At 73.7% G+C, this 21,375-nt stretch carries 19 protein-coding genes; 7 read left to right on the top strand and 12 right to left on the bottom strand.

Annotation, left to right across the window (positions count from 1 at the left end):
• Positions 1 to 79: 79 nt before the first annotated feature.
• The 6 genes from ACGF0D_RS19410 to ACGF0D_RS19385 form a co-directional block, all read right to left on the bottom strand.
• Positions 80 to 1,072, bottom strand: coding sequence for an alpha/beta hydrolase (locus ACGF0D_RS19410; RefSeq protein WP_392917779.1), 993 nt, complete (start codon positions 1,070 to 1,072; stop codon positions 80 to 82).
• 103 nt (positions 1,073 to 1,175) lie between these two features.
• Entirely contained in the window at positions 1,176 to 2,342 is a 1,167-nt protein-coding gene (locus tag ACGF0D_RS19405; RefSeq protein ID WP_392917777.1) for a helix-turn-helix domain-containing protein, read from the bottom strand.
• Positions 2,343 to 2,494: 152 nt separating this feature from the next.
• Positions 2,495 to 5,221, bottom strand: a complete 2,727-nt coding sequence (locus tag ACGF0D_RS19400; protein WP_392917774.1) for an AAA family ATPase — start codon at positions 5,219 to 5,221, stop codon at positions 2,495 to 2,497.
• 237 nt (positions 5,222 to 5,458) lie between these two features.
• Positions 5,459 to 6,364 carry a ribosome-inactivating family protein gene (locus ACGF0D_RS19395; RefSeq protein ID WP_392875076.1) on the bottom strand — a complete coding sequence of 302 codons (906 nt, stop codon included), beginning with the start codon at positions 6,362 to 6,364 and terminating at the stop codon, positions 5,459 to 5,461.
• Positions 6,365 to 6,542: 178 nt separating this feature from the next.
• On the bottom strand, positions 6,543 to 7,226 hold the full coding sequence (locus tag ACGF0D_RS19390) for a YoaK family protein (protein WP_392875073.1): 684 nt from the start codon (positions 7,224 to 7,226) through the stop codon (positions 6,543 to 6,545).
• Between the two features lie 93 nt (positions 7,227 to 7,319).
• Positions 7,320 to 9,200 (bottom strand): amidohydrolase, encoded by a 1,881-nt coding sequence (locus ACGF0D_RS19385; protein ID WP_392917855.1) that lies wholly within the window; start codon positions 9,198 to 9,200, stop codon positions 7,320 to 7,322.
• A gap of 317 nt (positions 9,201 to 9,517) precedes the next feature.
• Here ACGF0D_RS19385 and ACGF0D_RS19380 point away from each other — a divergent pair, with 317 nt between their 5' ends.
• The 3 genes from ACGF0D_RS19380 (at position 9,518) to ACGF0D_RS19370 (ending at position 11,607) form a co-directional block, all read left to right on the top strand.
• A complete protein-coding gene (locus ACGF0D_RS19380) occupies positions 9,518 to 10,180 on the top strand; it encodes a hydrolase (protein WP_392875070.1) in 663 nt (220 codons plus the stop codon).
• Positions 10,181 to 10,209: 29 nt separating this feature from the next.
• Positions 10,210 to 10,692, top strand: coding sequence for a DoxX family protein (locus tag ACGF0D_RS19375; protein ID WP_392875067.1), 483 nt, complete (start codon positions 10,210 to 10,212; stop codon positions 10,690 to 10,692).
• A 147-nt stretch (positions 10,693 to 10,839) separates the two neighbouring features.
• Positions 10,840 to 11,607 carry a hypothetical protein gene (locus ACGF0D_RS19370; RefSeq protein WP_392917771.1) on the top strand — a complete coding sequence of 256 codons (768 nt, stop codon included), beginning with the start codon at positions 10,840 to 10,842 and terminating at the stop codon, positions 11,605 to 11,607.
• Positions 11,608 to 11,743: 136 nt separating this feature from the next.
• Here ACGF0D_RS19370 and ACGF0D_RS19365 read toward each other — a convergent pair whose 3' ends face one another.
• The 3 genes from ACGF0D_RS19365 to ACGF0D_RS19355 all read right to left on the bottom strand — a co-directional run bounded on the left by ACGF0D_RS19365 (position 11,744) and on the right by ACGF0D_RS19355 (position 13,628).
• Entirely contained in the window at positions 11,744 to 12,205 is a 462-nt protein-coding gene (locus tag ACGF0D_RS19365) for an SsgA family sporulation/cell division regulator (RefSeq protein ID WP_392875061.1), read from the bottom strand.
• 110 nt (positions 12,206 to 12,315) lie between these two features.
• On the bottom strand, positions 12,316 to 12,873 hold the full coding sequence (locus tag ACGF0D_RS19360; protein WP_392917769.1) for a Dps family protein: 558 nt from the start codon (positions 12,871 to 12,873) through the stop codon (positions 12,316 to 12,318).
• A gap of 32 nt (positions 12,874 to 12,905) precedes the next feature.
• Positions 12,906 to 13,628 carry an alpha/beta fold hydrolase gene (locus ACGF0D_RS19355; RefSeq protein ID WP_392917766.1) on the bottom strand — a complete coding sequence of 241 codons (723 nt, stop codon included), beginning with the start codon at positions 13,626 to 13,628 and terminating at the stop codon, positions 12,906 to 12,908.
• Between the two features lie 275 nt (positions 13,629 to 13,903).
• Between ACGF0D_RS19355 and ACGF0D_RS19350 the strand changes: the two genes are divergently transcribed.
• Both ACGF0D_RS19350 and ACGF0D_RS19345 read left to right on the top strand, forming a co-directional pair.
• Positions 13,904 to 14,740: an alpha/beta fold hydrolase gene (locus ACGF0D_RS19350; protein WP_392917763.1), complete on the top strand. Its 837-nt coding sequence runs from the start codon at positions 13,904 to 13,906 to the stop codon at positions 14,738 to 14,740.
• Between the two features lie 158 nt (positions 14,741 to 14,898).
• Positions 14,899 to 15,852 (top strand): VOC family protein, encoded by a 954-nt coding sequence (locus tag ACGF0D_RS19345; RefSeq protein ID WP_392875050.1) that lies wholly within the window; start codon positions 14,899 to 14,901, stop codon positions 15,850 to 15,852.
• 109 nt (positions 15,853 to 15,961) lie between these two features.
• Here the strand turns inward: ACGF0D_RS19345 and ACGF0D_RS19340 are convergent, their stop codons facing one another.
• The 3 genes from ACGF0D_RS19340 to ACGF0D_RS19330 all read right to left on the bottom strand — a co-directional run bounded on the left by ACGF0D_RS19340 (position 15,962) and on the right by ACGF0D_RS19330 (position 19,133).
• Positions 15,962 to 16,708, bottom strand: a complete 747-nt coding sequence (locus tag ACGF0D_RS19340) for an alpha/beta fold hydrolase (RefSeq protein ID WP_392917760.1) — start codon at positions 16,706 to 16,708, stop codon at positions 15,962 to 15,964.
• Between the two features lie 43 nt (positions 16,709 to 16,751).
• Positions 16,752 to 17,630 (bottom strand): helix-turn-helix domain-containing protein, encoded by an 879-nt coding sequence (locus ACGF0D_RS19335; protein ID WP_392917757.1) that lies wholly within the window; start codon positions 17,628 to 17,630, stop codon positions 16,752 to 16,754.
• 252 nt (positions 17,631 to 17,882) lie between these two features.
• Complete coding sequence (locus ACGF0D_RS19330) at positions 17,883 to 19,133, bottom strand: PucR family transcriptional regulator (protein WP_392917754.1); 1,251 nt, start codon at positions 19,131 to 19,133, stop codon at positions 17,883 to 17,885.
• Positions 19,134 to 19,718: 585 nt separating this feature from the next.
• Between ACGF0D_RS19330 and ACGF0D_RS19325 the strand changes: the two genes are divergently transcribed.
• Complete coding sequence (locus ACGF0D_RS19325) at positions 19,719 to 20,177, top strand: SsgA family sporulation/cell division regulator (protein ID WP_392917751.1); 459 nt, start codon at positions 19,719 to 19,721, stop codon at positions 20,175 to 20,177.
• An 83-nt stretch (positions 20,178 to 20,260) separates the two neighbouring features.
• Complete coding sequence (locus ACGF0D_RS19320) at positions 20,261 to 21,241, top strand: AraC family transcriptional regulator (protein ID WP_392875035.1); 981 nt, start codon at positions 20,261 to 20,263, stop codon at positions 21,239 to 21,241.
• Positions 21,242 to 21,375: the final 134 nt, after the last annotated feature.

The following is a 21,375-nucleotide window of genomic DNA, read 5'->3' as shown; positions in this document are numbered from 1 at the left end:
CGGTGACGTGATTCGGTTGTGGCGGGACGCGACCGTGCCGTTCGGGTGCGACGTCGTCGGGGCGGCGGGTAGGAAAGGGTCACCAGGGTCGGCTGTGCAGCGCCATGTGGACGGTGTCGACGACCTGGATCATCGCGGCCCGGGCGGTGCTCGTCGGGCGGCTCGCACCGATCAGCAGGAAGCCGTGCAGGGCTCCCTGGTAGCGCGTGGCCACCACCGGGACACCGGCGGCGCGGAGTCTGGCCGCGTAGGCCTCGCCCTCGTCCCGCAGCACGTCGGCCTCCGCAGTGACCACCAACGCCGGTGGCAGCCCGGTGAGTTGCTCCCGCGACGCCCGCAGCGGCGCGGCCGTCACCTCCGTCCGGCGAGCCGGCTCGGGCAGGTAGTCGTCCCAGAACCGGCGCATGTGCTCACGGTGCAGGAAGTAGCCGGTGGCGAAACGGCGGTAGGACGGGGTGTCGAAGTCGGCATCGGTCACCGGGCAGAGCAACACCTGCTGGACCAGCGGAAGTTCACCGCGCTCCCGGGCCAGCAGCGTCAGCGCCGCCACCAGGTTCGCCCCCGCCGAGTCCCCGACAGCGGCGATCCGCTCCCCCGCCAGCCCGATCTCGTGCCCGTGCTGGTGGATCCACCGGGCGACCGCGTAACACTGCTCGACGGCCACCGGGTAGCGCGCCGCCGGGGCCCGGGCGTAGTCCACGTAGACCACCGCCGCATCCGTACCCAGCGCGAACTCCCGCACCAGCCGGGCGTAGCAGTCGGCGTCACCGAGCGACCAGCCCAGGCCGGGCAGGAACAGCACCACCGGACTGGGCCGGGCGGCGTCGGTGGGTCTGGTCACCTGGACGTGCACCCGCCCCGCGGACTCACAGGGCAGGGCGAGCCACTCCGACTCGATGTCGCACGGATCGTCCGGGTCCTCGAACTCGCCGTCGCCCGGAAGATCCTCGGCGGTGAGGAAGGAGAGGTCCGGCAGTTCCGTCGCGGACCGGCCGGCCCGGTCGTCCAGGAACTCCTGGAGCGCCTGGTCGAGGACGGGGCGCCGGTCGGGCTGAGGGGTGGGGTCGGACAACTCTTCGCTCCTGGCTTCGGTCGACGGGCACGGCGGCTCCGTGTGTGCCCCGGCCGTGATGGCCTGTTCGTGCCCTGCGGCGGGCGGGTCGGCGGCGCCTGCCTCAACCGGCTTCGTCCTGCGGGCGTGCGTCGTGCGGGCGTGCGTCCTGCGGGCGTGCCTCGTGCCGGTGCGCCTCGCGCGGGTGTGCCTCGTGCGGGCGTGCGTCGTGCGGGCGTGCGTCCTGCGGGCGTGCCTCGTGCCGGTGCGCCTCGCGCGGGTGCGCCTCGTCCGGGTGTGCCTCGTGCGGGCGTACGTCGCCGGTGTCCGCGCCGTACGGACGTGCGCGCCACTCGCGCGGCGAGACGCCGTACACGGCGCGGAAGCTGCGGCTGAAGTGCGCCGCGTTGACGAAGCCCCACCGCTGGGCGACGGCCGAGACCGTGGGCGCGGTGCGGCCGCGCCGGGCCAGCTCGCGGGCGCAGGCGTCCAGGCGCAGCTGCCGCACGAGGCGGCTCACCGTCACGCCCTCGCCCTCGAAGAGCCGGTGCAGGTAGCGCACGGACATGTGGTGGGCATGGGCGATCCTCTCCGGCGACAGCTGCGGGTCGCCCAGGTGACGGTCGATGTACTCCCGCACCCGCCGGACCAGGTGCGCGGTCGCGGCACCCGGCTCGTCGGCGGCCCGGGGCGGCGCCAGCTGGGCGACGAGTGCGGCGACCAGGTCGGCGACGCTGCCGGCCAGCCGGTCGCCGACCGGGGCGGGGTAGGAGTGCGCGCAGGCGGCGAGGACGTCCAGGAACGGCAGGATCGCCGGCCCGCACCCCTCCGTGGGGCCGACGGCCGTCGCCGAGGCGTGCCGCAGGTCGTGCTCCGGCACTCCGAGCAGCCGGCGCGGCAGGTGGAACAGGTGGGTGCGGAACCGCTCCGGGTAGTCCACCGCGTACGGGCGCGCCGTGTCGTACAGCACCAGCCCGCCCGGCGGCACCTCGGCGCGGCGCCCGTCCTGCTCCAGGACGGCCCGGCCGGCCACCTGCACCCCGACCCCGACCTGCGGCTCGCTCCGCGGGGTCCGGGCGATCAGTGCCGCCGTGCGGGAGAGCCGGGCCGCGTCGGCCTCCAGGGTGGAGATCCGCACGTACCCGAGGCGGTGCGACTCCAGGAGCCCCTCGAACGGCCGCCCGGTCAGCGGGTGCACCTCCAGCGGCACCAGCGACCGTGAGACCGCCCCGCTCCAGAAGGCCGCCTTGTCGCCGTCCGCGACCGATGCCGTCGTCACTCGCACGCCCATCTGACCGCCCTTCCGCCGGAGCCCCGCGCACTCTCAGCGTGGCCCGCCGGCGCGGCGGGTCGGTAGGTCATCTGACTGACGTGTTCGGACGGCCCTTCGTGGAGTCCGGCGAGGCGGCCCCGTCGGCCCGGTCGGGCGGGCGGGGCCGCAGGTCAGATCCCGTCGAGGGCGTGGGCGAGGGCGGCCCGCGTGGTGATGCCGAGCTTCGGGAAGATCTTGTAGAGGTGGGCCCCGACGGTGCGGGGCGACAGCTGGAGCTGCCGGCCGATCTCCTTGTTGGTCAGCCCGGTCGCGGCCAGCCGGGCGATCCGCAGTTCCTGGCCGGTCAGCTCGGACGCCGCGGCGGCCGGTCCGGTCTGCGGCGGGGCCACCGAGTCCCCGGCGGCGCGGAGCTCCTCCTCGCACTGCGCCGCCCAGGGGGTGGCCCGCAGGCGGCGGAACGCGTGGTGGGCCGCGCGCAGCGCCTCCCTGGCGCCGGGCCGGTGGCGGCGGCGCAGCCACGCGCCGTGGGCGAGCCGCAGCCGGGCGAGGTCGAACACCCACTGCTCGGCGCCCGGGGCGGCGTAGGCGGCCTCGTAGGCGGCGTCGGCCTCGTCGTCGTCCGCGGCCAGGGCGGTGGCGGCCGCGCACAGGAAGGCGTGGTGTGCGGAGATCTCGGCGGAGCGCGCCGCGGCTCCGGCCGCGAGGTGGGCCCGGGCCTCCTCGTGCCGTCCGGTGTGCACGGCGGCCGTCACCAGGTCGAGGACCAGCGTGTGGTGCCAGGGCCGGCCGCCGGACAGCCGCCCTGGCGGGGTGAGCTCGGAGAAGTGCCCGTACGCCTCCTCGTAGCGGCGGTGGGCGAGGGCGGCCAGGCCGCGCAGATGGGTCAGCCGGTCGAGGACGTACCGCATCCGGGCGCGGGTGGCGATCGGCCGGATGGTCCGCTCGACCTCCCGCAGGGCGGCCTCGTCGCCCCGGCCGGCGAGGAAGTGGGCGTGGTACTGACGGAACATCAGGGCGTTGGTGTGGTAGCCGAGTTCGTCCGCGATCTCGGCCTCGCGCAGGCAGACGGCCGCGCGGTCCCAGTGTCCGAGCAGGTAGTCCTGGTGGGCCCTGGCCTTGGCGACCGAGCCCTGGGTGGCGTAGCCGTGCAGGCCGGTGAAGCGCTGCCACAGGTCGCCGTCGGGCCAGTCCAGCGCGGCGGAGGTCCAGAGCAGGAGCCAGGCCGCGCCGGCCTCCTGCTCCCCGGTCAGGCCTTCGGCCGTCGCCAGCAGGGCGGCGGCGGCGTCCGGGCCCGGGTCGGTCCAGGCGCGCAGGCAGAGCCGGCCGACCTCGGAGACGTTCTCCCGGTGCCGTTCCAGGGCGCGCCAGGCCCAGGGGTCGTCCGTGTAGGTGGCCGCGAGGAGGAGCTTGAAGTAGACCTGTTCGACCAGCCCGCCGAAGGTGTCGGCGCCCGGCGCGGTCAGGGTGTCGAGGGCGGCGGGCAGCAGCGCGGCGGAGGACTCGAAGTCGACGTGGTGGCTCTGGTCGGCGTAGACCACCGCATAGGAGAACAGCGGGTCGATGTCCTGCGGGACGGTACCGCTCCTCAGTTCCTCGACCAGTGCCACGGTGTGGCGCAGTTGCCCGCCGCGGGCCGCCATCACCGCGGCCCAGGTGAGCCTGCGGACGCGGTCGCACCCGCTGGGGCTGAGGGCGGCGGCGCGTTCGAGCAGCAGCGCGCCCTCCGCCTCGCCGCCCCGGCCGGCGAGGTCGCGGCCGGCCTCCTGGAGGCGGTGGGCGAGGTCCTCGTCGGGCAGCAGTGCGGCGGCGGCCTCGTGGACCAGCCGCCGGGGGTCCTCCGGTGCGAGGGTGTCGGACAGGGCGCGGTGCGCCTCCCGGCGCGCGGTGTCGGAGGCGGCGGAGACGACGGCGGTGCGGACCAGGGGGTGCCGGAAGACGAGCTGTCCGGCCGGATCGAGGCGGGCCAGGCCCTCCTCCTCGATCCGTGCCAGGATCTCCCGCGCGTTCCCGTCGGCGAGGGCGCGCAGCCACTCGGCGCTGCCGGAGTCCGGGCCGGTGGCCAGGGCGCCGAGCAGGAGGAGCCGGCCGACCTCCGGGGTGACCGTCCCCAGCCGTTCGGCGAACATCCGCTCGAGCTTGCGCCCGAGCGGCAGCCGCTCGGGCAGCGGAGCGGCGCCCCGCTGCTGGGCGGCCGCCAGCTGGCGCGGCAGTTCCACCAGCGCCAGCGGGTTCCCGGCCGCCTCGGCGAGGACGCGTTCCCGCGCGGGCGGCGCGAGTTCGGGGTAGCGGGTGCCCAGCAGCAGGGCCGCGTCCGCCGGGGGCAGGGCCGGGACGTCGACGGCCTCGGCCGACCAGATCTGGGCGGCCGCGCCGTCCGGGCGGGTGGCTCCGACGATCGCCACCGGCAGCTCGGCGCACCGCCGGTGCAGGAAGGCGAAGACGGTCCCGCTCGACGAGTCGATCCAGTGCAGGTCGTCCAGGAGCAGCAGTACGGGGGCGGTCCGCACCGCCTCCTCCAGCAGGGCCAGCGCGGCGGCGCCGACGGCGAAGCCGCTCGGGGTCCCGGAGCGGACGCCGAACGCGCTCTCCAGGGCCTCCCGCTGGTGCGCGGACAGCGTGCCGGAACGCTGGAGCGGCGACCAGAAGGCCTGGTGGAGGGCGCCGAAGGCGAGGTCCGTCTCCGCCTCCGCGCCGACCGCGCGCAGCACGGTGAACCCGCGCTCGCGCGCCATCCGCTCCACCCAGGCGATCAGCGTGCTCTTGCCGACACCGGCGTCGCCGCGCAGCAGGACGGTGGAGCCGCTCGCGCCGTCCTCGGCCTGGACCAGTGCCGCGGTCAGCAGCTCCGTCTGCCGCTGCCGACCGACCAGGACCGGAAACCGCCTGTCCTCCGTCACTGGTGCCTCTCCCTCGACCCGGTCGATCCGCTCACCGGGGGCCCAAGGCTACCGCCCGCCGGAACCGCTCCCGAGGTCGCGGGCCGGGCGGCGGGAACGTCGCGGCCGGTGGCGGGGGACGCGCGGTGGCCGGGGGGGGGAACCGGGGAATCCGGGGTGGCCGGGGCCGCCCCGCGCCCGGAGGGCTCCGACGCGACGGTCGGAGCCCTCCGGGTCGTTCCGGGACGGGGTCAGGCCTCAGAGCCGGGCCCTCGACCCGTTGAGCTCGACGAAGCCCCCGAGCCAGTAGAGCAGGGCCACGATGCTCGTGACGTGGTGCCCCATGATCTCGATCGAGTGGTTGGGGGAGTTGCGGACGTTGCGCACGAAGTCGCTGATGGCACCCCACTGGTTCTCGACCAGGGAGTAGCGCACGAATCCCCGCGGGGCGGGCTCCCAGTGGTCGATGGCCCAGTCCCGGTGGGGGTTGGCGATGTTCCCGCGCACGGTGTCGAAGACGCCCGCGAAGCGGGCGGCCTCGGAGAAGATCTGGATGGCGATCAGCAGGTTATGGCCGACTTCATCGGTGTAGCGGGTGACGTCTCCCAGCTGGTACATGGCGTTGTAGATCCGGCCGGGGTTCAGGACCAGCTCGCCGCGGTCGTTGCCGCCGGGGAGGGTGCTGTAGTTCCCGGTCGGGTTCATGACGTGGAGGGTGTTGCGGGGGATGCGGAGGGCCCTCGCGAACTCGTCCGTCCGGTCGTTGAAGCTCCAGTGCATGCCCGAATGCCCGTTGCGGCCGGGCGAGTAGAAGCCGGCGACGTACAGGTCGTGGGCCCAGAGGTAGATCGAGGACAGGTAGTCGCCGTTCGTGTCGGTCACCCTGATCTGGATGAGTTCCACGGAGTTGTCCTGGGTCTGCCGGACGCCGTCGATGTGCGTGTCCCCGCCGTAGGACTCCGCGTGGATCCGGTCGATGACGTGGTAGTAGGCCCGCTCGTGCACGAAGCCGCCCGTGGTGATCTCCGAGACGTTCCACTCGATGACCGCTTTGATCCTCGGCTCGGGCACGGCCTGCGCGGTGCCGCTGAGTACCGTGACCAGCCCTAAGGCCATCGCCAACGTCGCCGTCAGTGAGACGAGCCGCTTGGCAATTGTTCGCATCCGGGTTCCTTCGCTCGTTCACCGGGGCGCGTCCGGGATGCCGGTCCGTCAGGAACCCCGGTGGGGGATGTTCCGACCGTATGCGTGGCGAGCGGGTCGACTTTGCCCGAGTGTGCACCACCACGGTGCTGTACGCGAACGCCCGATATGGGCTTACCGCACGTCTTTTGACGTATCGTCACTCGCGGTAGAGCAGGACGGTGAGGCCGGCCAGGACGGCGCTGGCGACCAGGGCCCAGGCGATCTGGCCGTGCAGGACGAGGACCGCGCCGGGGGCGGCGCCGGCGAGCATGGTGACGACGGAGAGGATCTTCCGGCGCTGGCGGGGGGCGGTGCCGCCGGCGAGGCGGGAGTCGGCGGCCAGGCCGGTCAGGGTGAGGGTCAGCACGGTGGTGGTGAGGTCGGGCACGCCGAGGCCGCGGACGGTGCCGTTGCGGATGCCCATCGCCAGGGCGAGCAGGGCGATCACCGGGTACTGCGCGGGCCCCTCGACGCTCCGGGCGAAGGCGACGGCCGCGGCGGCTCCGTACAGCCCGGCCTCCAGGACGAAGGCGGTGCGCAGCCGTGCGGCGCGGTGGGATCCGGCGTGCCGGGTGGCGAGGCGGCCGGCCACGCCCGCGCCGAGCAGGAAGGCCGCGAGGGAGGTCAGGGATCCGGTGACGGAGAAGCCGGGTGCTCCGGCGAGGGCGAAGGCGATGACGACGACGTTGCCGGTCATGTTCGCGGTGAAGACGTGGCCGAGGCCGAGGTAGCTGACGGCGTCGATCAGTCCGCTGACCAGGGTGAGGCCGAACAGGGCCAGGGCCAGCGGGTGGCGGTCGTGGATCTGCGATCCGGACGGCGGCGGCGGGGGTGTGGTCACGACGGCTCCTCGTGGGGGGATGCGGGGAAGCGGGGAAGCGGGCGGGGCACCGCCTGGTGCAGGCGGTGCCCCGTGCCGGAACCGGCGGGTGCGTCAGAAGAAGCAGGGGTCCATCGGCAGCTGGGGCTGCCCGGGCAGGGCGAGGCCGCGCGCCTGGCGCCAGGCGTGCTGTTCGCCGGAGGCCGCCACGGCCTCCAGCACGCCCTCGGCCTGGCGGACGCCGGCGGCCAGGCTGGGGGCGGGGGTGGCGTGGTAGCCGCCGAACTCGGTGACCGGGCTCCAGGACGGCGAGATCTCCGGCAGTTCGGGCGCCAGGCCCTCGTGCTCCTGGGCGGCGTGGACGATGCGCCCGCCGACGACGGTCAGGACGGCCTCGATGTGCGGGATGTCGGCCTCGGGCACCGTGAAGTAGTCGGCGCTGAGCAGCGCGAGGTCCGCGTAACTGCCGACCGTCAGGCGGCCCTTGACGTCCTCCTCGCCGGTCAGGCGGGCGCCGCCGAGGGTGTAGAGCTCCAGGGCCTGGGCGCGGTCGAGCCGGTTGTGCTCGGCCGCGAGGCGCCGGCCGGAGACGGCCCGGCCGGAGACCAGCCAGTGCAGGGCGACCCACGGGTTGTAGGAGGAGACCCGGGTGGCGTCGGTGCCCGCCGCGACGGTCAGGCCGCGGTCCAGCATGGCGCGCAGCGGCGGCGCCTCGGCGGCGGCGGGGGCGCCGTAGCGGTTGACGAAGGCCTCGCCCTGGAAGGAGAGGCGGTTCTGGACGGACACGGCGCCGCCGAGGGCGGCGATCCGGTCGAGGCTGTCCTTGCTGACGGTCTCGGCGTGGTCGAAGAGCCAGCGGTTGCCCTGGGGGAAGAGGCCCTCGGCGGCGAGCTTCTCGAAGACGGCGAGGTCGCGGCGGATGGTCTCGTCGTAGGTGGCGTGCAGGCGGAAGCCCCAGCCGTTCTCCATGAGCAGGCGGACGGCCTTCTCGAACTCGGTCTCGTAGGCGCCCAGTTGCGGCCGGGGCTCGGTGAAGTTCTCGAAGTCGGCGGCGGCCCAGGTGAGGTTCTCCCCGGCGCCGTTGAGGCGCAGCCACTCGTCGCCCTCGCCGGGGCGGACGGTGTCGACCCAGCGCTTGAGGTCGTCGAGCTCCTGCCCGGCGGTCTGCGGGAAGAGGTGGTAGGCGATGCGCAGGCTCAGCTCGCCGCGGCGGGCGAGCTCCATGACGGTGCCGTAGTTCTCGGGGAAGGCCTGGAAGCCGCCGGCCGCGTCGATCGCGGAGGTGAGGCCGAAGCGGTTGAGCTCGCGCAGGAAGTGCCGGGTGGAGCCGATGCGGTCGGCCTCGTCCAGCATCGGCGCCTTGGCGAGGGTGGAGTAGAGCAGCAGAGCGCCGGGGGCGGCGATCAGCAGGCCGGTGGGCTCGCCGTCGTTGCCGCGCACGATCTGGCCGCCGACCGGGTCGGGGGTGTCGCGGGTGAAGCCGGCGGCGCGCAGGGCGGCCTTGTTGAGCAGGGCCGACTGGTAGAGGTGCAGCACGAAGACGGGGGTGTCGGGGGCCGCGGCGTTCAGTTCGGCCAGGGTGGGCAGGCGCCGCTCGGCGAACTGGTCGGCCGACCAGCCGCCGACCACCCGCACCCACTGGCCGGGCGGGGTGCGCTCGGCCTGCCGGCGGAGCATGGTCAGGGCCTCGCGCAGCGTGGGGACGCCGTCCCAGCGCAGCTCCATCACGTAGTTGAGGCCGCCGCGGATGACGTGCAGGTGCGCGTCGTTGAGGCCGGGGACGGCCCGGCGGCCGAGCGCGTCGACCACCCGGGTGCCGGGGCCGACCAGCGGGAGGACGTCCGCGTCGTCGCCGACGGCCTGGATCCGTCCGTCCCGGATGGCCACGGCGGTGGCCTGCGGGCGGCGCGGGTCGTTGGTGAACACCTTGGCGTTGCGCACGACCAGGTCGGCGGGCTCGTCGGGGGTGCCGGGGCGGACGCCGGCGACAGGCATGGTGGACAAGGGGAGCCCCTTCGTTGGGTGGGTGATTCGGCGCGAGGCCACCCGGTGAACGTAGGCAGGCGGCGGTGGGGCGAGGTTCTTCGCAGCGCATGGCCGGTTGCCCGGCAGCGCACTGACGCGGGCCGGCCGGGCGCGGGTGCGGTCGGTGGTGCGTTGTCGGGACAGTCCCGGGCGCAGAGCGAGCAGAACCTCCCGCCGATCGCGGGCTAGTGTCGTTGACGTGAAGCCCCGCCGATCCGGCCGGGCCAAGCCTGACGCAGTGTCAATTTCCTGCGTCGCTCCCCTCATTCACGAGAAAGAGAAGACCCATGGTCGACTTCGCCAACGTCCACGCCGCCCCGAGCCCGGACCTGCTCACCCCGGACAACGCGATGATGCTGTTCGTGGACCACCAGCCGCAGATGTTCTTCGGCACCGGCAGCGGCGACCGCACCGCCATCATCAACGCCACCGAGGGCCTGGCCAAGGCCGCGAAGATCTTCGGCGTCCCGACCGTCCTGTCGACCGTCGCCGCCGAGTCCTTCTCCGGCCCGATCCTGCCGCAGCTGAAGGCCGTCTTCCCCGACCAGGAGGTCATCGACCGCACCACGATGAACGCCTGGGAGGACGAGGCCCTGGTCGAGGCCGTCAAGGCCACCGGCCGTAAGAAGATCATCCTCTCCGGCCTGTGGACCGAGGTCTGCCTCGTCCTGCCGGCGCTCTCGGCGCTGGACCAGGGCTACGAGGTCTACGTCGTCGCCGACGCCTCCGGCGGTGTCAGCCCGCTGGCCCACGAGCACGCCCTGCAGCGGATGACCGCCGCCGGCGCCGTCCCCGTCACCTGGATCCAGGTCCTCCTGGAGCTCCAGCGCGACTGGGCCCGCACCGAGACCTACGTCGCGGTCACCGAGCTCGTCAAGGAGCACGGCGGCGCCTACGGCATGGGCCTGGTCTACGCCCAGTCCATGATCAACCCGCACGCCGCCGGCTGACGGACCCCATCGATCCGACGGAGTCCGACATGAACACGGGTCTACTCCTGCTGCGCCTGGTCGTCGGTCTGCTCATCGCGGGCCACGGCGTCCAGAAGGTCAGCTTCCACCTCGGTGGCGGCGGACTCGACGGCGGTAGCGCCGAGTTCCGGGGCGACGGCTTCCGCGGTGGCAAGCTCACCGCGGTGGCCGCCGGCGGCACCCAGATCGGCGCCGGGCTGATGCTCGCCGCCGGTCTGCTCACCCCGCTGGCGGGCGCGGGCGTCATGGGGGTGATGACCGTCGCCCTGACGGTCAAGTGGCCGCACGGCCTGTGGGTCCAGCACGACGGGTACGAGTTCCCGTTCGTCCTGATCACCGCCGGCGCGGCACTCACCGCCACCGGCCCCGGACAGTGGTCCGTCGACGGGGCGCTCGGCCTCGCCGACTGGCCCCTGTGGTGCCTGCCCGCCGCCGTCGTCGCCGGCGTGGGCGGCGGACTGGCGACCCGGCTCGCCCTGCACCGCGACTGACCCCGGTCGGCACCGCAGCCAGGCAGCCGACACCGAACGGGCTCGGGCCCCGGGTGGGAAGACCACCCGGAGCCCGAGCCCGTCGGCATACATCGGCATACATGCGAAGTACCCGAAGTACCCGAAGTACCGAGAGCAGGGAGCGAGATGATGACGACAACGACGACGGAAGAGGCGCACGTACGCGCGCCGGGCCCGACGGAGGCCGGGAGCGGGGCGCCCACGGGCGCGGAGCGGGCGGCGGGCCCCGGCCACGAGCCGGACCTGCACGCCATGACACGGCTCACCCTGCGGCCCATCGCCTCGCCGATGCCCCTGGGCTTCTTCACGGTGGCCATCTCCTCGACGGTGGCCAGCAGCCTGCAGCTCGGCCTGGTCGACGGCGCGTACCGGCAGGCCGTGGCGCTCACGCTGTTCTCCGCGTTCGTCCTCCAACTGCTGGTCAGCATCCTCGCGTTCGGTGCCCGCGACGTCATCGCGGCGACGCTGATGGGCGGGTTCGCCGGTGCCTGGCTGGCCAACGGCCTGGTCACGGCGTCGGACGCCCCCGGCGGCGCCCGGGTCCTGGGCGTGATGAACCTGGTGTTCACCGTCTTCGCGGCCCTGATGGCCTCGGTGGCGAGGCCGAAGAGGGTGCTGTGGGTGCTCCTGATGATCGCCGTGCCGCGCTACCTCGTCGCCGGCCTCTACGGCGTCTCGGGCGAGCACTGGCTGGGGTACGTCGCCGGCGCGCTCGGCATGCTCCTCGCGGCCGTCGCGATGTACGCGGCCTACGCCCTGATGCTGGAGGAGCTGCGGGGCCGGGAGGTCCTGTGGATCGGGCGCAGCGGCCCCGTGCGGGACGCCATGCACGCGGGGCTGGCCGGCCAGCTGAACCGGCTGGAGCAGCAGGCGGGCGTGCGCCGGACCCTGTAGCGGACGCCCCGCACGGCGCCCCGGCTCCGCTGAAGGAACGCGAATCGGCTGTGCCCGTACCGGAATTCCGGTACGGGCACAGCCGATTCGCGCATGTCGGTCGACAGTTCGTGCGAGCCGTGCCCGGGGCGCCGGTTCAGCGGCCACCGGCCAGCCTGCCCAGTTCGGCGTCCCAGTCGATCAGTTGGGCCTCGCCGCCGCGCGGCACGAGGGCGAAGCTCCGCTCGTGCAGCCAGCTGTGCACCGGCTCGACCGGGACGTCGATCGAGGCGGTGCCGTCGTCCCCCCTGAGCGTGATCCGCAGCAGCCGGCGGCCGTGGCAGCGGCACGGCGGGGCGAACCGCACGTCGCCCATCCCGGCCGGCCGGTGCAGGCCCTTCCACAGCAGGTCGCGGGCGAACTCCCACGTCCCGACCGCCGGGTCGGAGCCGGGGAACTCCATGACCACGGAGAACGGCGCCCGCGCGCGGTACACGAAACGCACCGGCAGGTCGATGAACTTCCCCTCCCCGATGTTGAGTCGCGCGTTCAGTACGGGCGTGGCGCAGTCCCCGGCCGCGGCGGGGCCGTGACCGGGGAACGGATGGCGGCCGGGCACGGGTACCTCCGAGGACGATGAGCGGAAACGAGAAAAGTGCCGGGCCCGCCGACGAACGGGCCCGACACTGAGCGGAGCCGGGCCTGCCGACGAACAGGCCCGGCCCGCGGTCACTCCCCGGTACCGGGAGTGACGACCAGGTGCTCGGCGAGGAACCAGACCTGGGTCTCGCCGGTGCGGATGATCTGGGACACCAGGAGGTCCTGGGTGCCGTCGTCGCCGAGCTCCGCGGTGCGGGTGGCGGCGTCGCGGACGTCGGCGAGGATGCTCTCGTGGGCGTCGAGCAGGCGGGAGAGCATCGAGTGCACGCCCTCGATGCCGTCCGGCGGGCGCGGCACGCCCGTGATCTCGGCGGCGTGCCGGGGGTCGCCCACGGCGACGCCGCCGAGGCTCTGCACCCGCTCGGCGAGCGCGTCGACCAGGTCCAGCTGCTCCTGGGCGTGCTTGTCGAACAGCAGGTGCAGCTGGTAGGCCGTCGGTCCGCGCATGCCCCAGTGGTACTTCTTGTACAGCGCGTACAGGAACTGGGTGTCCGCGAGGACCCGGTTGAGCCGCTGGCACGAGTACTGCCGGGCGTCGTGGGAGAGCGCGATCGGCAGCTGGGTGACGGTGCCGAACTCCTGGATCTCGGGACCGTGCTGGTGGAGGCGCGGCTGCTGGTTGGTCATGGTGCTCCTGGGTTCTGTGCTTGCGGGGGTGGTCAGTTGGCCACGGACCGGACGGCCTCGCGGATCACGTCGGCGACGCATCCGGGGTGGGAGAGCATCACCAGGTGCGAGGAGTCCACCTCGACGGTGGTCGCGCCGGCGCGCTGGTAACCGAACCGCTGGACCTCGGGGTTGAGGGTCCGGTCGGCACTGGCGACGATCCCCCAGGACGGCTTGTCGCGCCACGCGGCGGTGGGCGCCGACTCGCTGAACGCCGCCGCGGCGAGCGGACGCTGGGTGACGGCGAGGACCCGGCCGAGGGCGGGGTCGACGTCGGCCGCGAAGATCTCCGGAAGGCGGTCGGCCTCCACCGAGACGTCGGTGCCCTCGTCCCCGTCCGCCAGCGGGAAGGGGGTGTACACCAGGGCGGTGGCGAGCTCGGACTCGGGGAAGCCGCCCTGCAGCCTGCCCAGGCTCTCGCCCTCCTCCAGCGCGTAACCCGCCAGGTACACCAGGCCCTTGACGTTCTCCTCGGCGCCCGCCACGGTGATCACCGCGCCGCCGTAGGAGTGGCCGACCAGCACGACCGGCCCGGGAATCCGCCGGACCACCGACGCGATGTAGGCGGAGTCCCCGATCAGGCTGCGGTTGGGCACCGCCGGCGCCACGACCTTCAGTCCGTCGCCCAGCAGCTCCGGGATCACCCGGGCGAAGCTGGAGGCGTCGGCGAAGGCGCCGTGCACCAGCACGACGGTGGGCATGTCGTTCGTCGTCATGTATGCGTCCTCACTGAGGCCTCACCGAGGCCCTCGTGTCACGTGCTTCTGTGCCCCTCAGGCTAGGAACGCGGCCGCCGCGGCCTGTTCCGACGACGCACTGCCTGCAGTCGGTCCGTGCACCGAAGGGCAGTTCGGGCCGCTGCCGTCAACTCCCGCCCCGGCTCGGCGCTCTGGGACGACTCGGGGTGCTCTCACAGGCAACCGGCCGGATCCGGCGGCGCCTAGCGTGGGTCCCGTTGCAGCCCCCCGCTGCGCTAGGAAAGGGAAACCCCATGCCGTACATCACCGTTGGCCAGGAGAACTCCACCTCCATCGACGTCTACTACGAGGACCACGGCACCGGCCAGCCGGTCGTGCTGATCCACGGCTTCCCGCTGAACGGCGACTCCTGGGAGCGCCAGAGCGCGGCCCTGCTGGACGCCGGCTACCGGGTCATCACCTACGACCGCCGCGGCTTCGGCCGGTCCTCGCACCCGACCACCGGCTACGACTACGACACCTTCGCCGCGGACCTGAACACCGTGCTGGAGACCCTCGACGTCCGCGACGCCGTCCTGGTCGGTTTCTCCATGGGCACCGGCGAGGTCGCCCGCTACGTGTCCGAGTACAGCTCGGCCCGCGTCGCCAAGGTCGCCTTCCTGGCCTCCCTGGAGCCGTTCCTGCTGAAGACCGACGACAACCCGGACGGCGCCGCCCCGAAGGAGTTCTTCGACGGCATCGTCGCCGCGGTGAAGGCCGACCGCTTCGCCTTCTACACCGACTTCTTCAACGACTTCTACAACCTGGACGAGAACCTCGGCACCCGGATCAGCGAGGAGGCCGTCCGCAACAGCTGGAACGTCGCCACCTCGGGCGGCGCCTTCGCCGCCTCGGCCGCGCCGACCACCTGGTACACCGACTTCCGCGCCGACATCGCCCGCATCGACGTGCCGGCCCTCATCCTGCACGGCACCGGCGACCGCACCCTGCCGATCGAGAACACCGCGCGCCCCTTCCACAAGGCCCTGCCCGCCGCGGACTACGTCGAGATCGAGGGCGCCCCGCACGGCCTGCTCTGGACCCACGCCGAGGAAGTCAACGCCGCGCTGCTCGCCTTCCTCGCCAAGTAGCCCGGACGGCCGCCCCACCCGACCGCGGCCGTCCGCACAGACGTCGGTACCGCCGTCGCCGTCCCAGGCCCACGGTGACGGCGGTACCGACCACCGCACACCCGCGCCCGGTGTCCGTTCGAACGGGCACCGGGCGCGCTCCACGACAGGAGGATCCCGTGAAGCTTCGTTCGGCCCGCCGCATCGTTCCGCTGGTGGCGGCGCTCGCCGCCGCCGTCACGGCCGCCCCCGCCGTCTCGGCGGCCCAGGGCGCACCCCAGAGCGCGTCCCAGAGCACCGCGGCGAGCGCGTCGGGCGGGCAGCACCGCCAGTTCGCCGTCGGCCCGCAGTACGACACCACCCACGTCTACGTCGAGCCCGGCACCGAGCAGGCCTTCGTGACCAGCTGGACGTCGACCTTCGGCGGCACCACGATCGGACCGGTCTCCACCCAGGTGACCCCGGCGCCGAGCCGGACGCTCTCCGAGCTGGTGGTCTCCCCGGTCGGCACGCTGTCGGTGTTCGACTACACCACGCCCATCCCGTACCCCTTCGGCACCGAGCGCACCGGCTGGCTGGTGACCGACCTCGACCAGGCGGTCAAGGCCGCCCGCGCCGACGGCGCGACCGTCACCGTGGCGCCGTTCGCCGACCCGATCGGCCGGGACGCCGTCGTCCAGTTCCCCGGCGGGATCAGCGCCCAGCTCTACGTGCACACCGGCCCGACGTCGTACCCGCCGCTGGCCAGCGTGCCGGAGAACCGGCTCTACCTGTCGCCGGACGCCGTCGGCGACTTCCTGCACAGCTACCTCGCCTTCACCCAGGGCCGGATCGTCTCCGACGACCGGAAGGCCGACGGCGCCGCCCTCGGTCTGCCCGGCACGACGTACCGGCTCATCCGGCTCACCTCCGGCTTCGGCACCACCACGGTCGCGGTGACCGACGGCCACCTGCCCTACCCGTTCGGCAAGGAGCTGACCGGCTACGGGGTGTCGGACCTCGGCGCCACCCTGGACAAGGCGAAGGCCGCCGGCGCCACGGTGCTGTCCGGACCGGTCCACGCGGGCGGCCGGGACAGCGCGATGGTGCGCTTCCCCGGCGGTTACGTCGCGGAGATCCACACCGAGCGCTGACCGGCAGGACGCGCTCACCCACGGGCGGCCGGGCACCTCGTCGCCCGGCCGCCCGTCGGCGCAGGCGCATCTGCGCATCCGGCTCCGCGGACCACCGCCGCCGCTACCGCTACCGAACGGAGGCCGCCGCCGGCCGTACGGAAGCCGATCCGGCCGCCTCGTGGATGAACTCCGCGACCGTGCTCGGCCGGGAGACGGCCACGGAGTGGGAGGCGTCGGGCAGTTCGAGCACGATGGCGCCGGCGCGCTCGGCCGTGAAGCGCTGGACGTCCGGCGCGAGCGCCTGGTCGGCGCCCGTCACCAGGGCCCACGAGGGCTTCGCGCGCCAGGCCGCCACCGTCGGCGCGTCGGTCAACACCCGCTCGGCCACGGGGCGTTGGATCGCGGCCAGCACCTGCGCCAGCTCCGCGTCGAGGTCGGCGGCGACCAGCGGCCGGAAACACTCCGCGGGCACGGTGAGCTCCGTCGGACGGCCGGTGCCGCCGGTGGTGGACTCGGTGCGCCGCAGCCGGGGGATGAGCGGCGCGGGAGCGAAGCGGCCGGCGAGCGCTTCGTGGCTCTCCCCCACGTCGGGGAGGTAGGCGGCCACGTAGACCAGCGCGAGGACGTTGGGGGCGGCCCCGGCCTCGGTGATCACGGCGCCCCCGTAGGAGTGGCCGACCAGGACGACGGGGCCATCGATGCCCGCGACGACGTCGGCCAGGTAGGCGGCGTCATGGGCGAGGCCCCGCAGCGGGTTCGCGACGGCGAGGACCGTCAGTCCGCGGCGGTGGAGTTCGGCGACGACGCCGAACCAGGTGGTCGCGTCGGAGCAGCCGTCGTGGACGAGCACGACGGTGGGCCGGGTGGAGGGCATGGCGGCCTTTCGGCGGGTGGCGGAGGAGTCGTGGCGCAGGGGGTCAGGAGGCCGGAGTGCGACTGTCGTTCTGGGTGGCGTAGGCCTGCCATTCACGCGGCGAGACGCCATAGGCGTCGCGGAACGTCCGGCTGAAGTGGGAGTGGCTGACGAAACCCCACCGGTGTGCGACGGCGGAGACGCTGCTCTGTCGGCGCGACGGCCGTTCCAACTCCCGGCGGCAGGCGTCCAGTCGGCGCTGCCGCACGAACTGGCCCACCGTCGTCCCGTCCTGCTGGAACAGCTTGTGCAGGTACCGCACCGAGATGTGCTGCGAGCGGGCGATCGACTCCGGCGCCAGATCCGGATCCGCGAGGTTCTCCTCGATGTGGGCCCGGATCCGTGCCAGCAGTTCGGCCGCGCCGCCCGGCTGGTCCGGCGCCTCCCGCTCCAGCAGCTCCGCCACCAGAACCGCCACGATGTCGGAGACACTGCGCGCCAGGTGGTTGCCCGGCCGGGCCCGGTGCGCCCGGGACTGGACGACGAGCGTCCGCAGCAGCTGCGAGGCGAGCGAGCCGACGCCCTCGCTCCCCCGCGCCACCAGCCCGCCCGCACGCCGGACGTCGGCCTGCCGCACGCCCAGGTAGAAGCACGGGACGCGGAAGCGCACCATCAGGCACTGCGCGTCCTGCAGCAGACCCACCGGGTGCACGGCGGTGCCGATCAGCAGGTCCCCGGGCGTCAGCACCGTGCTGACACCCCCGCGCCGTACGGTGGCCGCGCCCCGCACGTGCAGGAGGACGTAGAGGCAGTCCTCGGGATCGGCCCCCGGCGGCGGGGACAGGACGTCGACGCAGTCGCCGCCGCCGTCGAGGGCGGCCTGGACGAGCTGCTGGGCTCGGCGTTCGGGCGTGGGGCTTTCGGACGCGGGGGGTTCGGGCATGGGCGAGGGACCCGACGGGATCACGGGAGGCTCCGACCGGTTGCGAGGGTTCAGTACGGGTGCTGGGGCTCGCCGCGCCGCACGGAGGGGGGCACGGCGGCCGGGGGATGAGCGGCAGCTCGTGGTGACGATTCTCGCCGCGCACTGAACCCGTTGACCACCGACCGACGTAGGGATTGCCCGACGAAGCTTCATCGCTCTGTAGCAACGGTGCTTCATCGCTCTGTGGCACCGGCCCACCCCGGCCGCCGGCTACCGGGCGGCGGCCTCCGGGACGGACTGGAGCAGGTCCCACAGCCGCAGCCCCATGTGCAGCACCAGGCGGTGCGCGCCGTCGTCCAGGTCCAGGCCCGTGATCTCCTGGATCTGGCGCAGCCGGTAGTACAGCGAGGTGCGGTGCAGTTCCAGCATCTCCGCGGTCCTGGGTACGGAGCCCGCGTTCTCCAGGAAGCAGCGCAGCGTCTCCTCCAGCCGGGCGCCGGCGCTGTCGTCCAACAGACGCCGCAGCGGGTTCGGCAGGAGGGACTCGTCGAGCGCGCTGTCGGGCAGTTGGAGGAACACGGCGTACTCCCCGAGCCGCTCCCAGTCGCCGACGCCCTCCAGCCGGGGCAGTCGACGGGCCGCGCGCACCGCGACCCGGGCCTGGTCGTGGGAGATCCACGCGTCGGCGAGCGCCGTCCGGCGTCCGCCGACACCCACCGCCACGGACGGCCCCGGGCCCAGGAAGGTCGTCAGGGAGCGGACGACGGCACGGCCCTGCTGCTCCAGGTCCTCCTCCGTCGGCTCCCGGTCGAAGACCTGCACCAGGACCGCCCGGTCCTGGTCGACCGCCGGCAGGCCGCGGGCGGTGCGGGTCCGCCGGAACGGCTCCAGCGCGCCGCGCAGCGCCACCGCGACCTGGCCGGAGGGCCCGCGCTGTCCGGCGACGACCACGCTGGTCACCACGACGTGGGGGCCGGCCGGAAGGAGCCCGTCGTCGACCAGGCGCTGGTGCGCCGCGCAGCGCAGCGCCGAGTCCGAGCCGACCAGCCCGCTCACCAGCCCGCGGACGTGCTCCTCGTCGTCGTCGGAGGCGAGCCGCTCGGCGTACATCTCGACCGCCACGGCCCGGGCGGCCCGGTCGATGGCCTCGGTCTCGGCCGCGGTGAGGGGTTCGCCCGCCGCGACGACCATGAGGATGCCCAGCAGGTGGCCACGCTCGCGGATCGGGACGCAGTAGCGCGGCTGCAGTCCCAGGTCGTCGCGTCCCGGCAGGACACCCGGGCGGGTCCACTCGGCGACGCCCTGGGACAGCACGTAGCGGATGATCTCGTCGTCCGCGATGCCCTGCAGCAGTGTGCGCACGCGCACCCGGTCCTCGTCCCCGAAGTGCCGACTGGTGCAGATCATCCGCACCAGCGGGTCGTCGAGGACGACGGAGCGCCCCAGTGCCTCGGCCAGGCCGTCCACCAGCGTCTGCAGCGCCTCGCCTCCCGAGCGTGCGCGCCGGATCCACGTCGTCATGATCAATCGCCTCCCGGCGCATTCATACAAGGAGCGGAACGGGAGGGACAAACCTTCGACAAAACGAGGAAACGGCGGCTCCCCGCGGGCCGGACGGCCTCGCCCCCGGGCCGCTTCCGCGCCTGGAAGAGCCTCCGCGCGTGAGGCCGGAGCACGGCCAAAGCCAGTGAACTCTCTTACAGTACAGCCAAGTTGACGAGGCGCGGGACCGAACGGCGACCGCCGCTCCGACCCCCGGTCGCGCCGTGCCACAACTGTCGTACGGAGTGGAAGCGACAGCGGAGAGCCCGCGCCCGGCCCCGTACCCAGGCGAAAGGTGCGCGGATCGTCACCCCGCGGTGCACGGGCGGAACATCCACGCCCGCCGCCACCCCCTAACCTGAGGACCGGTTCCGCCTCTCCCTGCTCCTCGGCAGCTCCCAGGGCTCGAGGCAGGAGCGTCGCGCCGTCCCCGGCGCCGACGCCCCGATCGTCCGGTGTGCCCCCGTCCCGATCGGACACCGCACCCGCCGGCCCCACACCGGCCCGGACGGCCCCTCTCGGCATCGCGCCGGCCCCACCCCGAAACCGTCCAGGAGATCCCCCGTGCCCACGCACCAGCCCCTGCCCAGCCCCCAGCCCGGCCCGGACGCCGCCACCAGCACCGACATCACCCTCGACGCCCGGCTGGCCCTCGGCGAGCACGAGTCCGTCGACATCCCGGTGCGCCTCGGCTACCGCAGGGACGACCCGCTCGCCGTCGCCCTCGAGTTCCTCGGCCCCGCGGCGGAAGCGGGCACCTGGCGCTTCTCCCGCGACCTCCTCTGGGAGGGCCTGCAGAGACCCGCCGGCCTCGGCGACGTCCGCGTCTGGCCACCCTGCACCTGTCACGGCCGCGCCTCCCTGCGCATCATGCTCCGCGGCTGCGACACCGTCGTCCTCATCGACCTCCCCGCCCGCCAGGTCCGCCGCTGGCTCCGCCGGGACTGCTTCACCCTGGTGCCCCAGGGCTCCGAGGCCGGCCTGATCGACTGGGCCGCCGAACTCGACGGCCTCGCCGCCTGACGCCCCGCCGGCGGAGCCGGCCGCGGTCGAGGGCACTCACCGCTGCCGCGGAATTCCCGTAAGTCGTCTCTCCTGGAGGGTGTGTGCTGCTGCTCGACCTCAACACGGTGTCACCTCGTGAGCGCGTGGACGCGTTCCACCACGCATTGACGGATTCCCTGGTGCCCAACGACGTCGCCCACGAGGAGCCGGCGACCGGTATCCACGCGCGCATGGAACTGTGGCGCGTCGGCGGACTCGACTTCTTCGCCACCCGCAACTCGGGCTTCCGGGTGCGGCGGACGGACCGGCACGTACGCCACCACCGGGAGCACCCCATCGTCTCGGTCTCGCTCCAGCCCCTGGGTGTCCACCGGGCCGAGGTCGCGGGCCGGCAGACACTCCTGGGCTCCGACGACATCTGCGTCTTCCACGAGTTGTCGCCCCGCGTGTACGGCTGGTCCGGCGACGGCGCGTCCCAGGTCGTCATGTTCGACATGAACCGCCTCGGCGTGCCGGTGGACACGGTGGTGCGGGCCTCCCAGCGGTTGCGCGCCAGCCCGCTGTACGGCCTGGTGCTGCAGCACCTGCGGGGTGTGTGGACCGATCCCGGCCGGCTGGAGGCCGACGCCGGCTCGGACGCCCTGGCCTCCGCCACGACGGAACTCGTCCGCGCCCTGCTCCTCTCGGCCGCGCACGCCGAGGAGGCCGTCGAGGTCAGATCGACGATGGACGAGACGCTGGTCACCCGGATCACGGCCTACGCGCGCTCCCACCTGGCGGACCGTGACCTGACGCCGGAGCGCATCGCGGCGGAGCACGCCGTCTCCGTCCGCCGGCTCTACGCCCTGCTCAGCGGGGCGGGGATCAGCCTGGAGCAGTGGCTCATCGCGGAGCGGATCGGGAAGGCCCGGCGCATGCTCGCCTCCCCGCGCTACGACCGCCTGACCATCGCCGCGGTCTCCGCCCGGTGCGGGTTCGGCAGCCCGAGCCACTTCAGCCGCCGCTTCCAGGCGGCCTGCGGGGTGTCCCCGAGCGAGTACCGGCGGCTCGGTGGCGCCGTGCCCGTGGGCAGCCTCGATTGACCTGACGCGGAGCCCTCACCGCGATCGGTCCGGGGCGGTCCTCACCCGGGCGCACGGCGGCCCGGCATTCCCCGCAGCCACGGACAAGAGCCGTGCACGGTGGGGCATCGCGGCGGTGTCAGCGTTTCTCCAGG

This window comes from Kitasatospora sp. NPDC048298 (assembly GCF_043201465.1).
In the GTDB taxonomy this organism is placed as follows: domain Bacteria; phylum Actinomycetota; class Actinomycetes; order Streptomycetales; family Streptomycetaceae; genus Kitasatospora.
Note: the sequence above shows the minus strand (reverse complement) of the source record. Positions and strands in the feature narration are given on the sequence as shown.